This is a genomic window from Mangrovimonas futianensis (assembly GCF_021245805.1).
GTDB lineage: Bacteria > Bacteroidota > Bacteroidia > Flavobacteriales > Flavobacteriaceae > Mangrovimonas > Mangrovimonas futianensis.
Genome location: NZ_JAJJNF010000008.1, coordinates 156,383 through 170,007, shown reverse-complemented (window position 1 = coordinate 170,007; position 13,625 = coordinate 156,383). Strand labels below are relative to the sequence as shown.

General features: G+C 36.1%; 16 protein-coding genes and 1 tRNA gene. 11 read left to right on the top strand and 6 right to left on the bottom strand.

All coding sequences use genetic code 11. From position 1 onward, the window contains the following. Positions 1–19 precede the first annotated feature (19 nt). The 3 genes from LOK78_RS14005 to LOK78_RS13995 form a co-directional block, all read right to left on the bottom strand. Positions 20–1,216, bottom strand: coding sequence for a DegT/DnrJ/EryC1/StrS family aminotransferase (locus LOK78_RS14005; RefSeq protein ID WP_232635314.1), 1,197 nt, complete (start codon positions 1,214–1,216; stop codon positions 20–22). 97 nt (positions 1,217–1,313) lie between these two features. Then, positions 1,314–1,943 (bottom strand): NAD(P)H-dependent oxidoreductase, encoded by a 630-nt coding sequence (locus tag LOK78_RS14000; RefSeq protein ID WP_232635351.1) that lies wholly within the window; start codon positions 1,941–1,943, stop codon positions 1,314–1,316. A 47-nt stretch (positions 1,944–1,990) separates the two neighbouring features. Beyond that, complete coding sequence (locus LOK78_RS13995) at positions 1,991–2,797, bottom strand: AraC family transcriptional regulator (RefSeq protein WP_232635313.1); 807 nt, start codon at positions 2,795–2,797, stop codon at positions 1,991–1,993. A 180-nt stretch (positions 2,798–2,977) separates the two neighbouring features. On the opposite strand from LOK78_RS13995, the gene scpC reads away from it, so the two are divergent. The 5 genes from scpC to LOK78_RS13970 all read left to right on the top strand — a co-directional run bounded on the left by scpC (position 2,978) and on the right by LOK78_RS13970 (position 7,303). After that, positions 2,978–4,486 carry a succinyl-CoA:acetate CoA-transferase ScpC gene (gene scpC / locus LOK78_RS13990; protein WP_232635312.1) on the top strand — a complete coding sequence of 503 codons (1,509 nt, stop codon included), beginning with the start codon at positions 2,978–2,980 and terminating at the stop codon, positions 4,484–4,486. A gap of 123 nt (positions 4,487–4,609) precedes the next feature. Further along, positions 4,610–4,694, top strand: a tRNA-Ser gene (locus LOK78_RS13985). 328 nt (positions 4,695–5,022) lie between these two features. Continuing rightward, a complete protein-coding gene (locus tag LOK78_RS13980) occupies positions 5,023–5,877 on the top strand; it encodes an SDR family oxidoreductase (RefSeq protein WP_232635311.1) in 855 nt (284 codons plus the stop codon). Between the two features lie 282 nt (positions 5,878–6,159). Further along, on the top strand, positions 6,160–6,744 hold the full coding sequence (locus LOK78_RS13975; protein WP_232635310.1) for a hypothetical protein: 585 nt from the start codon (positions 6,160–6,162) through the stop codon (positions 6,742–6,744). A 124-nt stretch (positions 6,745–6,868) separates the two neighbouring features. Further along, on the top strand, positions 6,869–7,303 hold the full coding sequence (locus LOK78_RS13970; RefSeq protein ID WP_232635309.1) for a universal stress protein: 435 nt from the start codon (positions 6,869–6,871) through the stop codon (positions 7,301–7,303). 57 nt (positions 7,304–7,360) lie between these two features. On the opposite strand, the gene LOK78_RS13965 is transcribed toward LOK78_RS13970, so the two are convergent. Next, on the bottom strand, positions 7,361–8,509 hold the full coding sequence (locus LOK78_RS13965) for a cysteine desulfurase family protein (protein ID WP_232635308.1): 1,149 nt from the start codon (positions 8,507–8,509) through the stop codon (positions 7,361–7,363). Between the two features lie 115 nt (positions 8,510–8,624). Here LOK78_RS13965 and LOK78_RS13960 point away from each other — a divergent pair, with 115 nt between their 5' ends. Then, the gene (locus LOK78_RS13960) at positions 8,625–9,590 is read left to right on the top strand and encodes a hypothetical protein (RefSeq protein WP_166958795.1); all 966 of its coding nucleotides are present in this window, start codon (positions 8,625–8,627) and stop codon (positions 9,588–9,590) included. Here LOK78_RS13960 and LOK78_RS13955 read toward each other — a convergent pair. Together LOK78_RS13955 and LOK78_RS13950 are read right to left on the bottom strand one after the other, a co-directional pair. Further along, complete coding sequence (locus LOK78_RS13955) at positions 9,584–10,132, bottom strand: DUF8465 domain-containing protein (RefSeq protein ID WP_232635307.1); 549 nt, start codon at positions 10,130–10,132, stop codon at positions 9,584–9,586. The genes LOK78_RS13960 and LOK78_RS13955 overlap by 7 nt on opposite strands. A 2-nt stretch (positions 10,133–10,134) precedes the next feature. After that, on the bottom strand, positions 10,135–10,329 hold the full coding sequence (locus LOK78_RS13950; protein ID WP_166958798.1) for a hypothetical protein: 195 nt from the start codon (positions 10,327–10,329) through the stop codon (positions 10,135–10,137). A gap of 145 nt (positions 10,330–10,474) precedes the next feature. On the opposite strand from LOK78_RS13950, the gene LOK78_RS13945 reads away from it, so the two are divergent. The 5 genes from LOK78_RS13945 (at position 10,475) to LOK78_RS13925 (ending at position 13,571) form a co-directional block, all read left to right on the top strand. Next, the gene (locus LOK78_RS13945) at positions 10,475–10,759 is read left to right on the top strand and encodes a DUF2752 domain-containing protein (RefSeq protein WP_053971986.1); all 285 of its coding nucleotides are present in this window, start codon (positions 10,475–10,477) and stop codon (positions 10,757–10,759) included. A gap of 12 nt (positions 10,760–10,771) precedes the next feature. Continuing rightward, complete coding sequence (locus LOK78_RS13940; protein WP_053971985.1) at positions 10,772–11,113, top strand: CCC motif membrane protein; 342 nt, start codon at positions 10,772–10,774, stop codon at positions 11,111–11,113. Between the two features lie 109 nt (positions 11,114–11,222). Then, positions 11,223–11,999: a DUF3108 domain-containing protein gene (locus LOK78_RS13935; protein ID WP_232635306.1), complete on the top strand. Its 777-nt coding sequence runs from the start codon at positions 11,223–11,225 to the stop codon at positions 11,997–11,999. 2 nt (positions 12,000–12,001) lie between these two features. Next, positions 12,002–12,436: an FUSC family protein gene (locus LOK78_RS13930; RefSeq protein ID WP_197276727.1), complete on the top strand. Its 435-nt coding sequence runs from the start codon at positions 12,002–12,004 to the stop codon at positions 12,434–12,436. Positions 12,437–12,533: 97 nt separating this feature from the next. Further along, positions 12,534–13,571 carry a M28 family metallopeptidase gene (locus tag LOK78_RS13925; RefSeq protein ID WP_232635305.1) on the top strand — a complete coding sequence of 346 codons (1,038 nt, stop codon included), beginning with the start codon at positions 12,534–12,536 and terminating at the stop codon, positions 13,569–13,571. Positions 13,572–13,625: the final 54 nt, after the last annotated feature.

Here is a 13,625-nt window from a genome sequence, read left to right as displayed (position 1 = left end):
TTAGAATCAGGAAATTATCTTAGGCAAGAAGCTCAGAAATAACCATAACCATTTTTTCTGCTCTATTTTTCACCTCTTCCTCTGTCCATGACAATTTGATCAAGCAAGAAATATTGCGTCCGATAAAGTGATCAGATTGGTCAAATTTGGCATCATGCAGATACTTCAGACCTTCCCGTACCTCTTGAGGAATCGGATAAAGTGTCTTCAATTCTTTAAGGTGTGCCCATTTCCTTATGTAATGCCAATTATTATCATAATAATGAAAACAGCCATCAACCCCATGGTCTTTAAATCCTTCCATGGTTTTTCTAGCTGCATCCAATGTGGGCATAAAGAAATTCAAAAAGGCATAGCTCTCTTCTCCCCCTTCAGGAACCGCTCTAAACTCAATCCCTTTCACTTGGCTTATAGCTTCACGAATAATCGTATAGTGTTTTTTCTGAGTCTCAATAAAACTGGGAAGTCTTTTCATTTGAGCTAGACCAACAGCAGCATTCAATTCGGAAATACGGAAATTATAACCCAAAAATGGATGTCCTTCGGCTCCTCTGTCCATTCCTATATGATCATGACCGTGGTCACTAAAATGGTCTGCGTTTTGGTAAAACTCCGAATTATTGGTAACCACAGCTCCGCCTTCACCACAGGTTACGGTTTTGACAAAATCAAAAGAAAAGCAACCTACATCACCAATAGTTCCCAGAGCTTTTCCCTGATAGGTGGCACCAATAGCCTGACATGCATCTTCTATGAGTTTTAAATGGTATTTAGCACATAACGCTTTTAAAGCCGATAAATCTGCCATACTTCCACACATATGAACCGGCATAATAGCCTTGGTTTTTGGGGAAATGGCTTTCTCAACCGCTAACGGATCAAGCGTTAGAGTATTGTCGATATCTACCAATTTAGGAATAGCTCCAAGCATCATGACAGCCTCAAAACTGGCTACAAATGTAAATGTGGGCATAATGACCTCATCACCTGCCCCTATACCCGCAACAGCCAATGCCATTGAAACAGCCGCGGTTCCGCTAGATACCACTTGAGCGTGCTTGACTTGCAATTGATTTTGAATTTCCTGCTCTAATTCTCTGGCCTTCCAACGCCCTTGACGCATTCCATCAAATCCGTAACGCATTAATACTCCAGTCTCTAAAACTTCGTGAACTTCCTTTCGTTCTATATCTCCAAACAATTCAAATCCAGGCATGGTTAATTTTTAAAAATAAGATTTCAAAACTACAATTTATAAGGCACAAAAAAGAGTGTAAAAAAGATTAATGCCGATGCTTTATCAACTGGTCTTTTTACCAAATAACTACAGAATCTTCAAGATTCTTTCTAACTTTTTTAAAGGAGGCAAACATATCATCATCTGCGCGGAAACCAATGGGCATAACCAATACCGATCTTAACCCTTTGGGAGTTAAACCTAATAATTCATCATACTTATGTGCTTCAAACCCCTCCATAGGGCAGGCATCAATACCTTCCATAGCACAAACGGTCATTAAATTTCCCATGGCTAGATATGCTTGATTAGTGGCCCAAACCTCTATTTGATTTTGGGACTTGTTTTCAAAATCGTCAATTAGGAAATTCTTAAAAGGTTTTAAAACCGTTTTTGGAGTATTTCGGATGTTATGAACCCTATCAAAATATTCAGTTACAAACTCTTTATCTATCGATGTCTGTATACAAAACACTAACACATGTGATGCTTGCTCCACTTGTTTTTGTCCCATAGTAGCAGCAACCAATTGTTTTTGTTTCTCTTTATTTTGAACAACCACTAATTTAATAGGTTGCAAACCATAAGAAGTCGCAGTCAAATTGAATGCTTGTAACAATGTGGATAGTTGTTCTTCCGTCAAAAACTTTTCACTATTAAAGGCCTTTGTGGCATAACGCCATTGTAATTGTTCTATTATTCCCAACTTCATTTAATTTAGGTTGCAAAGATAGCGATTTGAAAGCGGGAGCATTAAGGTTCTAAATAAATCTCATTTGATTTTCTATACTCTGAAGGGCGCTTACCCATAATTTTACTAAAAGTCGTGCTAAACGTTGGTAAACTATTGTATCCAACCATGTGAGCTATCTCTGAAATAGTATAATCTGGATTCATTAAATATTCTAAGGATTTAAAAACCCGCAGTTGCGTGTAGTACCTAATAAAGGACATACCCAAATCCTTTTTAAACAAACGATAAAGAGATTTATCTGTCATCCTAAATGAAGATGCCAATTCCGGCAAAAAGTGCTCTTTATTAATGTAATTTGTTAGGTATTCAATGATATTAATCAATCTCCCATCACTAGGTTGTGGCAATTCCAAAGGCAAAGATTGTGGAACCGTTTGGGCTAAAAGCACTTTCAGGGCATTAACTATGGCATATTGTTGCTCTTGGGATTTGATAATATCTCCCTTCCATTTTTTTGTAAACAGTAATAACTCCATTACCAAGTTATTGGCAGGATAGATTCCTTCCCTTTTATAAAAGGAACCTGTATTTGTTCCTATGGGAAAGTATAGGTTTCTCATTATTACCTCAGTAGAACTTGGATAAATAGAATGTTTAACACCAGCCGGAATCCACATGTAATGTCTTGCCGGCAAAAAGTAAGTACAACTATCAGTTTTTACATAGACAACGCCTCCTTCGGTATAAATAAATTGGCCTTTCTCATGTGTATGGGGCTCTATATAAGTTTCCCCCATCAAATTATGGTAACAATAAACACTCTGCGCGTTTTTATCTACTTCAGTTAAATAATACTTACTGGACATGCTAATAGTTCCTTCGATTGACTTCTTGCACTAAATTAATAAATTATTGTCCTTTTTAAATAAATAGACACTAAATATCTTATATAAATTGCCAACCTATTTTATCAAATACACAATTAAATCAAAGAAGATTGATTAAATAACCAATTTTTAATTTAAAAAATTACAAAACACACAAACATGACTAATAACAGAATAAAGTTCCCTTCTTATATGGAAAAAATACAATCTCCAGAACAAGCAGCAAATATTATCAAGCATAGGGATGTCTTGGGAGTTAGTGGTTTTACCAAAGCGGGTGATAGTAAATCGGTATTACCCAAAGTAGCTGAAAGAGCACGCCATGAAAACTTAAAAGTGACTGTGCTAAGCGGCGCTTCTTTAGGTTATGATACAGATGCCGACCTAGCCAAACATGGTGCCCTTTATAAAAGAATGCCCTTTCAAGCAGACCCCACCCTTAGAAACAGTATCAATAACCATGAAGTGCTTTATGTAGACCAACACTTAGGGCAAACAGCAGATATGCTACAAAGTTTGGACAACTTCAATATTGATGTCGCCATAATTGAAGCAGCTTCCATCACAGAAGAGGGCTATATAATTCCTACAACCTCTGTTGGAAACTCTCCCATTTTTGCAGAAAAGGCCTCAAAAATAATTATTGAAATCAACACAACCTTCCCTGTAAATATGGGGGGTATTCACGATATTAAATTGTTGGGCAAACAGCCTAACAGGGAAATTATACCAGTTACCCAATCAGATACTAGAATTGGTGATCCATTCATTCAAGTGGACCCAAGAAAAGTAGCTGCCATTGTTTTTACTGAAGTCCCAGACTGTCCTGCAGTGATTTCTGCACCAGATGAAAAAACGACAGCCATTTCCAACCACATTCTTCAATTTTTGGAACAAGAAGTAGATGCTGGTAGACTCTCGGAGACCTTACTTCCATTGCAGGCTGGAATTGGTAAAACGGCAAATGCCATTTTATCTGGTTTCGCACATAGTAGGTTTAAAAACTTAACCATGTATTCTGAGGTACTCCAAGACAGTACCTTTGAACTTATAGATTCTGGCAAATTACTTTTTGCCTCTGCATCTTCCATTACAGTTACAGAAAGTTGTTCAAAAAGAATTTTTGAACATTTTGATACCTACAAAGACAAATTACTTCTAAGACCGCAAAACATTAGTAATTCGGCTGAAGTTATTAGACGACTAGGTGTTATAGGAATCAACACGGCCATTGAATTTGATATTTATGGCAATGTTAATTCTACCCACATTACTGGTACCCACATGATGAATGGTATTGGTGGTTCTGGAGACTTCGCTCGAAACGGTTATCTAAGTATTTTTGCATGCCCATCTATTTCAAAAGAAGGACGCATTTCACATATTGTTCCTATGGTATCCCACACTGATCATACCGAGCATGATGTGGATATACTAGTGACCGAGCAAGGGTTAGCAGACATAAGAGGTTTAGCGCCTGTAGAAAGAGCTAAAGTAATCATTGAAAACTGTGTGCATCCCAGTTACAAAGGCCAGCTACTAGAATACTTTGAAGAAGCATACCAACAGGGTGGGCACACACCTCACATCCTTGATAAAGCCCTGAGTTGGCATAGTCAATTTAAAGCTCATGGTACCATGAAAACCTCAGAAATGGTTGCTCATTGAAAATCATAAAGAAACCAAAGCCTTGTGAATCATGTTTTTAAATTCTTAAACTTTAAAACAAGAACTTTTTTATTAAAAAATTATTTCCTTTTCAATAATAGTTGTTATATTTGCAACCGCTTAGGAGAAATGGCAGAGTGGTCGAATGCGGCAGTCTTGAAAACTGTTGAGGGTCACACCTCCGGGGGTTCGAATCCCTCTTTCTCCGCAAAAACCCTTGAAAGTTACTTAACTTCAAGGGTTTTCTTTTTTATTGTCTACAGCATTTAACTCTTTTTGTTTTTAATTTCGATGAATTAGAATTTGTCTCTTCCTATTCAATTAAAAAATCATTTCCATCTCTTTTTCTGCTAATTCTCCATTACTAATTCTATATTTAGTAACTTAGTAACTAACCAACTGCCGCAAATAGAAGAATAAAGGAAATCAACTAGCCTCACCTTGGTATCAAAAAACCAATAGATTTTCTATTCTAGCCCCAATTCCTTAACACCTCCCTTATCCTCTTTTAACCCGCTTGATAAAAATAATATTTTATGAAAACTGTACTCATCACAGGAACAAGCAAAGGTATCGGACTTGAAACCGCCTTAAAATTTGGGCGTGCCGGTTACCAAGTAATTGCTACAATGCGCCGCCCCGAAGCCGCTATAGAACTAAAACAGACCATTAAAAAAGAATCTTTAGACATTACAATTTGTGAGATGGATGTTGATTCTAATACTTCTGTTAAACAATGTATGGACAACATCAATCAAGACGGTGTTTTTATAGATGTGCTGGTCAACAATGCTGGAATTGAACGTCATGGTTCCATTGAAGAAATGTCTATAGATGATTTCCAAGCCATTATGAACACCAACTATTTAGGAGTCCTACGATGTACTAAGGCCTTGTTGCCACAAATGCGAAAAAACAAATCAGGTTGTATCATCAATATTGCCTCTGTTTCAGGGCACATTGCAAATAGTCCCTTGGGTGGGTATGCCGCAAGTAAACATGCACTTGAAGCCATTAGTGAAGCTTTGGCGCAGGAAGTAAAACCATTCAATGTTAAGGTAGTCATCGTGGAACCTGGGATTATCAAAACCCAAATGGCTATGGATATATCCACCGACCAAGAATCCATTTATCCGCATTCAAAACGACTTGCTGGTCTTTTTAAAGCTTCCTTAGAAACCCCTACACCACCCTCACTGGTAGCTGATAAGATATTTGAAGTTGCTGAGAGTAACGATTGGAAATTAAGACATCCCGTTGGTCCCGATGCCGAACCCTTTATTGCCTGGAGAAAAACAAAATCTGATGAAGAATGGGTGGATTGGAATGCCACAAACGACGACGAATGGTACCAAGCCGTTGAGCAGGAATTTGGGCTGAATGCTAGATAGACAATGGCATGAAACAAAAGCATGCTGAGTTCTTGTTAATATTGTTGTACTACCTTCATAGGATTCTAACACTACCCACCAAAGGCAAGGGCCAGAGCCATAAACAGGACCATCACTTTTAATCAAATTATGGCTATGATTAGTTATGGCCATAATTCCTTGATACCACAAATGTTTTAAAAGGCTTCCCCTTACCATTTCACTTCAATACCTCATACCTATTTTTAAAAAGGAATGGTTCTTGATACCTGTATTCTCATTATTTAAACCAAAACATTTACTATGAACAAATTTCTTTTCCTAATCTTCTGTTTAACCTTAGTGCATTATAATTCCTACAGTCAATCCCAACAAAACGACATCAAACTCACCGTTTCTGCTTTACCCCTATTTGGGTCTTCAGATGGTTTTGAATCAGGCATCAATGGAATGGTGCTTAAACCTTCTGTCGGGTATTTTATTTCAGATAAAACTTCTATTGACATCAATTTTTCCTACGCCACCTTAAACGATTTAACAATCGCTAGTGTTGATTCCTATTATAACTCCTTTGCTTTTATTCCAACTTTAAGAAACAACTTCATCAACAAAGAAAAATGGCGATTGTTTGCTGAATTAGGTTTTGGTTTGGGAACCATTAAATATGATGCAGATCAAAGTTCGTCACGTACCAATAAGCATCAAGATCTAAGTGGTGGTATTTCTATTTTAAATATAGGGATAGGAACAAACTACTTCCTGAATGATAAATTTGGATTCGAGTTTATCATACCCTACATAAGCACTAGAAACATCACATCAGAGAATACTAATAACCTTTATTCAGGCATTGGACCCACTATCGGATTTACCTATGTTTTGAACTAAGCTCAGTCAAACAAGTAATCATTTAAAACTTGATTAGAGGCAAACTTTTAGACCACATTAAAACAGCTCGAAAAGCTAATTTTACAGCGTTTTTCACTAAATTTAAGTTTTAAACCCTTACGTAATGAAAAACATAGTTGTTGCCATCGATTTTAAAGACAATGAACAGCTTGTGTTAGACAAGGCCTATAGCTTTTCTAAAGCTTTTAATTCAAAATTATGGCTTGTTCATATTGCAGCTCCAGATCCAGATTTTGTTGGATATGAAGTGGGCCCAGATTACATACGGGAAACCCGAGCCGAGGAACTAAGGGATGAACACAAGAAAATTCAAGAATATGCTGGGGAACTTGTAAATAAGGGAATCGAAGCGGAAGCCTTGTTGATTCAAGGTGAAACCGTTAAAACATTGCTTGAAAAAGCTGAAGATTTGAATTCCGAACTAATTATAGTAGGTCATCACGATCACAATATTTTCTACCAAGCATTCATAGGTAGTGTGTCTTCTGAAGTTTTAAATGAGTCCAAAATACCTATTTTGGTTATTCCTTATAAATAAAAAAATCGGCTGTTTATCAAACAGCCCATTTTGTTTATCTGAACTATTATAGTTTCATTAAGAGTTTACAACTTCTTTTAATACCTCAACCACGTAATCAACATCCTCTTTGGTATTGTATTTACTAAATGAAAAACGCAGTGAAGGTTTTAATAAATCCTCATCACTTAGAATGTGTTCCAAAACATGTGATCCCTTACTGCTACCACTTTGGCAAGCACTTCCTTTAGAACAAGCAATACCTTTTAAATCCATTTGAAACTGTAAGGTTACTGCCTTTTCAGGTGTCATGGGCAAACATACATTAATCAACGTATAAGTGCTCTTAACAGAATCACCACAATTGCCATTAAATTTAACCTCAGGAATTTCCGATTTAATCTCTTCCTTGAAATAATCCTTAATAGATTGTACATAAGCTCTTTCTTCCTCTAGATGGTCATAAGCCAGTTTAAAAGCAGTCTCCAATCCTTTGATATTATGAACTCCTTCAGTACCAGCTCTAAAACCACGTTCTTGAGATCCGCCAAAAATAAGCGGTTTCAAACCACTATTTTTACGAATAAACGCAAACCCTATACCTTTAGGACCATGGAATTTGTGGGCTGCAGCCGTCATAAAATCAATAGGCACATCTTGTACATCCCATTCAAAATGCCCTACAGACTGTACCGTATCACTATGAAACAAAGTATTGTTTTCTTTACAAAGCTCTGCCACTTTTTTGATATCCAAAATATTTCCAACCTCATTATTTACATGCATCAAACTCACAAGTTTTTTTGAATCATCTGCTTGTAATAAACGCTCTAAATCTTCCAAATCCGGACTACCGCAAGCTTGTAATTTAACCATCTTACCTTGAATTCCATATTCCTTTTCCAATTCCTCCACAGTATGAAGAACAGCATGGTGTTCAATGGGTGATGTAATAATTGTTTTTACACCAGCATCTCTAACAGCACATCGCAAAATCATATTATCAGCTTCTGTTCCTCCTGATGTGAAAATAATTTCTTGAGGTAACGCATTCAAATACTTGGCTATGGTTTTTCTTGCTGATTCGACAATTGTTTTTGACGACCTACCAAAAGCATGAGTTGAAGATGGATTTCCGTAATTTTTCTGCAGCACCTCCATCATATCATGGATCACTTCCTCCCTCACTTGTGTTGTTGCAGCACTATCAAAATATACAGATTTCATAAGTTTTTTGACATTTGTTTCTAAGGTTTGCAAAATTACCGCAAATAAAATTATTAACAAGGATGGCCTACGTATATTTGGTAAAACTTTTATTTTTGCTAACTAAACTTATGTTATGCAAAAATTTCTTGCTCTTTTTTCCTTGGCCTTCTTGGTGTTTGCTTGTGATGACGGTGATGTTTTAACCATAAATATTGATTTTGATGATGAGTTCTATGCTTGTGGGCAAACCGTATTTTATAAAACCAAGGAAGACCCTACCGAGTCCCTCTCGCTTTATGTAGATGATGCAGACGTTTTAAATGACATTTTTCAATTAGAATTTGTTGATGAAAATGAACTATTGGTTCAATTGGTTAATGAAAGTTTGACCGGATCTGGAACTTTTAATTACCGAACCTACAATCGTGATAATATCAATAATATATTTTGTAATGATGTGCCCCCAGCAGATCTGCAAATCAATCAAGATTATGTAAGTTCAAGTTCCTATATCTTAACGATAGCCTTGTTGCAAGATGACAACGATGGTGTTCCAGCAGAACTGGAAGATATAAATGGCAATGGAGATTTATATGATGATGACACGGATGGTGACGGTATTCCTAATTTTTTGGATGCTGATGATGATGGAGACAACATTTTGACCATTGTGGAATTAGATGATAATGATTTGGTGGATGCCAATGGAGATGGGGATAATGACGATGACGTTGATGGCGATCCATTGACCAATCCAGTGGATACCGACGGAGATGGTATTCCCAATTATTTAGATAACGACGACGATGGCGATTTTGTTTTAACCATTGATGAAGAAAACATCACACAGGATAACAATCCTTCCAACGATTTTACAAATCCTAATGTGGCCGATTATTTAAACTCGGATGTAGCTACTACTGTTCCCGCAACTGCTTACAGACCCCATAACATGTCTTTGAATTTTTCCATTCACCTGGAGGTCAACAACGTTACTTTTGAGTTTTTAGAACAGGATACTTTTGATTTTGGGGAATTGCAGAGTTCCAGTGATGTTCCTACATCCTATACTAGAACTGTAACCCCTCCTTTTCAATAGGTAGTTGGTATATTTTGATAGATGTAAACCTCGGTAGCCCCCAATCCATATTTTTGGTAGTTGGCGTCATAAAACTTAACATTATCGTACCTTCCAAAGAGGTATTCCAATTCTAATTTTAATACCCCTTCTCCAACTCCGTGTATAAAAACAACTTTGGGTATTCTATTTCGTATGGCAAATTCCAAGCGTTGTCTAGCCACGTCCAATTGCAAACTCAACATGTCATGATTAGACATCATGCCAGACTTATCTGTTATTTGATGAATATGCAAGTCCACCTCCATAGGTGGTTGAAATTTTTCCTTCCCTTTTCTGACTTGTTTAGGCTTACGCTTTCCTTCCTCCTTTTCATTCAAATCAAACTCTGGACTATCCATAAAATTGAGGTCTTCCGAAATTAAAACCAAATCAGAGACAGGAAAAACCATTTCAAAACCGTCTTCCGTTTTGATTGTAGCTTGACCACCTTTGATTGAGGTTACCACCCCAGTGAGGTCTTCGTCCATTAATGATACTATGCTGCCTCTTTTTATTGCCACGACTATTGATCCGTTGAATTGTTATCGTCTTCTCGATCCCTTTTACTTTGAATTCCTGTTGATATTCGGTACAACCCAACCATCAATAAAGCAATTCCTATGATCAAAACCACTTGATTTTGTTCCTCACCTGCTTTGGCGTAAATAGCTACACAAGCTCCCAAAAGGATTATAATATAGTTGACGTATTTTGGCATAACTTTCTTTAAAAGGAGTCCTATTATTTTATTAAATATACTTGGCAAAAATAATCCAACTCTTTTTAGCTGAAAAATATTTTTGAATCCATTGTTTAATTAAGTACTTTTCAAGTTGTTAAAAAACGGAACAAAGAATATAATCATGTCTTCTCTTGATAATTACATGCTGCCATGTCTAAATAAAACACTTTTGGGATTTGAATGTCCAGGATGTGGTATACAGCGCTCTGCCATAATGATTACCAAGGGAGATTTTAGTGGTGCCTTTTATATGTATCCTGCTATTTTTACACTCATTCTTTTGGTTCTCTTTTTTATATTTAACAAATACTACAAATTTAAAAATGATCATAAGGTCATGGGTGGCCTTGTCATTCTAAATGTGGTAATCATTATTACTAATTATATCATCAAATTAAGCCATTAAAACAATCTCTTTATGGAACAAGAAAAACTCAATCCAACTTTAGTTTATGTATTAGCCCTTTTGGCACTTCCCTGCTGCTGTATTTGGGGATCAGGATTTATTTTATCTGGAGCAGCCTTTTTTATTGCCAACAATAAGTTGAATAAAGTCAAGGCCAATCCTGAAGCCTTTGAACCAAGCAGTGTTAAAGCAATGCAAACGGCCAAAATAGTGGCTCTAGTTATATTAATCATCAATGTTTTAACTCTTATCTGGAGTATTTATAAAATAGCTACTGGTGGCGGAATAGAAGGCATGATGGAAGAATATCAAAGAGCCATGGAAGAATTCCAGAGCCAACAACAAAACCAATAAAAATTGGATTACATCTTATAAAAGCGACCTTCGGGTCGCTTTTTTTATGATAAATAATATCTTTGGTACAATATATGTTTAGCTTTACGTTACTATTCAAAACTACTGTATGCAGCGACTTTTAATTTTAGCCCTAATCCTATTTCATGTATCCCTTTTTTCCCAAAATACAGCCATTGGTACTTCAGAAAAATTGGTTTTTACGGCTTCTTACAATATGTCTGGGATTTTAACCGATTTGGCAGAGGTGAAAATGGAAACGAGTCCTGTCAAGACGTCAAAAACTACCTTACTTCGATTAAAATGTACTGCAACAACCTATTCCAAATGGGATAGTTTCTTTAAAATTCGCGATTTATATGAAAGCTATGTGAGTCCAAGATCATTAACGCCCTATCTATATAAACGAGATATTGATGAAGGCGGCTATTACAAATTTATGCAATACACCTTCAGCCATAAGACGCATACTGTAAAAAGTCTTAAAAAGAAAAGAAATGGTAAAGGAGAGATTTGGGAGGAAAAGAAAAATGTGTCTATAGGATCATCAACCAGAGATATCGTTTCAACCATTTATAACATTCGTAATATTGATTTTTCGCAATTTCAAAAAGGAACTTCCAAAACCTTCAAAGTCATTTTCGATAATAAAGAACATGTGGTTAACATTAAAAACTTGGGACAAGAACAATTGAGTACTGCTTTAGGAAGTAAAATGTGTCATAAATTATCTATTTCAATGAACAATGATGTTTTGAAAGGATCTAATGATAATTTGCTTTGGCTTACAGCAGATGCCAATAAAATTCCTGTATTTGCTAAATTTAAAATTGCTGTGGGTAACGGAGAATTAAAAATAAAATCCGCTTCAGGACTAAAAAATTAATTATGAAAAAAGCACTAACTATCTTAGCTATTATTAGCTCTATATTAGCGGTTATTTTATCTGTTTTACCGCTTTCAAATTTGGCATTTATACCCGCGATTGGGTCGCTTATTTTTGGATTAGCAGCTTTTTATTTTGCCAATAAAAACAACCAGCCCAAACATACTGTTCAATTAGCCTTTTTACTGACTATAATTGCTTTATCCATTGCTACTTACAAATCTATTTTCACAGAAACCGAGGTTGGAAATACAGAGGCGCTTGAGAAAAAGGAAGAAGAATCGGTTGAAGATTCCATGGAGATTTTAGAAGGCCTAGACACAGAAGAAATCGATGGTATTGAAGTCGAAGAATTAGACGGTATCGAAACAGATGAATTGGAAGATGTTGATACTAATGAACTCGATGACCTTGACATTGAAGATGAGGATTTATAATCATCATTTATAAAACATGAATAAATAAAAAAGAGAATCTTTCCGGGTTCCCTTTTTTTTTGCTTTATTTGAACTAATAAGCTATTATTCAATACCTATGAAAGCCTTTTTAATTGCTTCCATACTCACCCTTATTGGCTCTTGCGCCACTCAAAAATACTCTGACAAAATAGACATTTTAAAAAATGGTATTCATATTAAGGACAGTACGGCTATTTTAGAATTTTCACAAACAATAACTGCTCCCGAATTAAAAGTTCATTTAGAATTTTTAGCTAATAAAGAACTTTATGGCAGAGAGACGGGAGAAACAGGCCAAAAACAAGCATCAGAATTTTTAAAAAGCTATTACCAATCCTTGAATATTGCTTCACCAATGGAGGATTCCATCTATTTTCAAAGGATACCCAAGGATTATTTTCCTGAAAAATATAATGCTTCGGAAAACGTATTGGCCTTTATAAAAGGCACCGAAAAACCAGAAGAAGTCGTCATCGTTTCGGCTCACTACGACCACTTGGGCCTACAAGATGGAAAAATCTTTTATGGAGCAGATGACAACAGCTCGGGAACTTCTGCTATTTTAGAAATTGCAGAAGCTTTTCAACTAGCCAAGGAAAAAAATCAAGGACCCAAACGCAGTGTGTTATTTTTACATGTCACCGCAGAGGAAATAGGACTACAAGGATCTAAATATTATACCGAGCATCCTGCTTTTCCTTTAGATCAAACCATAGCTGATCTAAACATTGATATGATAGGACGCGTGGACCCCAGCCATGAAGATGATCCTAATTATTTATACTTAATTGGCTCCGATAGATTGAGCCGTGAACTACACTATATTTCAGAAAAAATAAATAATACCTTTTTCCATTTCAGTTTGGATTATAAGTATAATGATGAAAGTGATCCAAATCGTTATTATTACCGCTCAGACCACTACAATTTTGCCAAGAACAACATCCCTGTAATCTTCTATTTTAATGGAGAACACGAGGATTACCACCAACCTACTGACACACCTGATAAAATTAATTATGAATTGCTTGAAAAAAGAGCTCGTTTCATTTTTGCCACTACATGGCAATTGGCTAATATGGAAAATAGGCTGCTTATGAATGAGGACTTTTAATTTATCAAAAAGCTTGTTAATTTTTTAAAAAATACCTGTAAGCACTACCTGTAT

What these genes read in the sequence shown, in the direction of transcription:
- LOK78_RS14005 (WP_232635314.1), bottom strand. Translation starts at nt 1,216, where the DNA reads ATGCCTGGATTTGAATTGTTTGGAGATATAGAACGAAAGGAAGTTCAC.
- LOK78_RS13995 (WP_232635313.1), bottom strand. Translation starts at nt 2,797, where the DNA reads ATGTCCAGTAAGTATTATTTAACTGAAGTAGATAAAAACGCGCAGAGT.
- scpC (WP_232635312.1), top strand. Translation starts at nt 2,978, where the DNA reads ATGACTAATAACAGAATAAAGTTCCCTTCTTATATGGAAAAAATACAA.
- LOK78_RS13980 (WP_232635311.1), top strand. Translation starts at nt 5,023, where the DNA reads ATGAAAACTGTACTCATCACAGGAACAAGCAAAGGTATCGGACTTGAA.
- LOK78_RS13975 (WP_232635310.1), top strand. Translation starts at nt 6,160, where the DNA reads ATGAACAAATTTCTTTTCCTAATCTTCTGTTTAACCTTAGTGCATTAT.
- LOK78_RS13970 (WP_232635309.1), top strand. Translation starts at nt 6,869, where the DNA reads ATGAAAAACATAGTTGTTGCCATCGATTTTAAAGACAATGAACAGCTT.
- LOK78_RS13965 (WP_232635308.1), bottom strand. Translation starts at nt 8,509, where the DNA reads ATGAAATCTGTATATTTTGATAGTGCTGCAACAACACAAGTGAGGGAG.
- LOK78_RS13960 (WP_166958795.1), top strand. Translation starts at nt 8,625, where the DNA reads ATGCAAAAATTTCTTGCTCTTTTTTCCTTGGCCTTCTTGGTGTTTGCT.
- LOK78_RS13950 (WP_166958798.1), bottom strand. Translation starts at nt 10,329, where the DNA reads ATGCCAAAATACGTCAACTATATTATAATCCTTTTGGGAGCTTGTGTA.
- LOK78_RS13945 (WP_053971986.1), top strand. Translation starts at nt 10,475, where the DNA reads ATGTCTTCTCTTGATAATTACATGCTGCCATGTCTAAATAAAACACTT.
- LOK78_RS13940 (WP_053971985.1), top strand. Translation starts at nt 10,772, where the DNA reads ATGGAACAAGAAAAACTCAATCCAACTTTAGTTTATGTATTAGCCCTT.
- LOK78_RS13935 (WP_232635306.1), top strand. Translation starts at nt 11,223, where the DNA reads ATGCAGCGACTTTTAATTTTAGCCCTAATCCTATTTCATGTATCCCTT.
- LOK78_RS13930 (WP_197276727.1), top strand. Translation starts at nt 12,002, where the DNA reads ATGAAAAAAGCACTAACTATCTTAGCTATTATTAGCTCTATATTAGCG.
- LOK78_RS13925 (WP_232635305.1), top strand. Translation starts at nt 12,534, where the DNA reads ATGAAAGCCTTTTTAATTGCTTCCATACTCACCCTTATTGGCTCTTGC.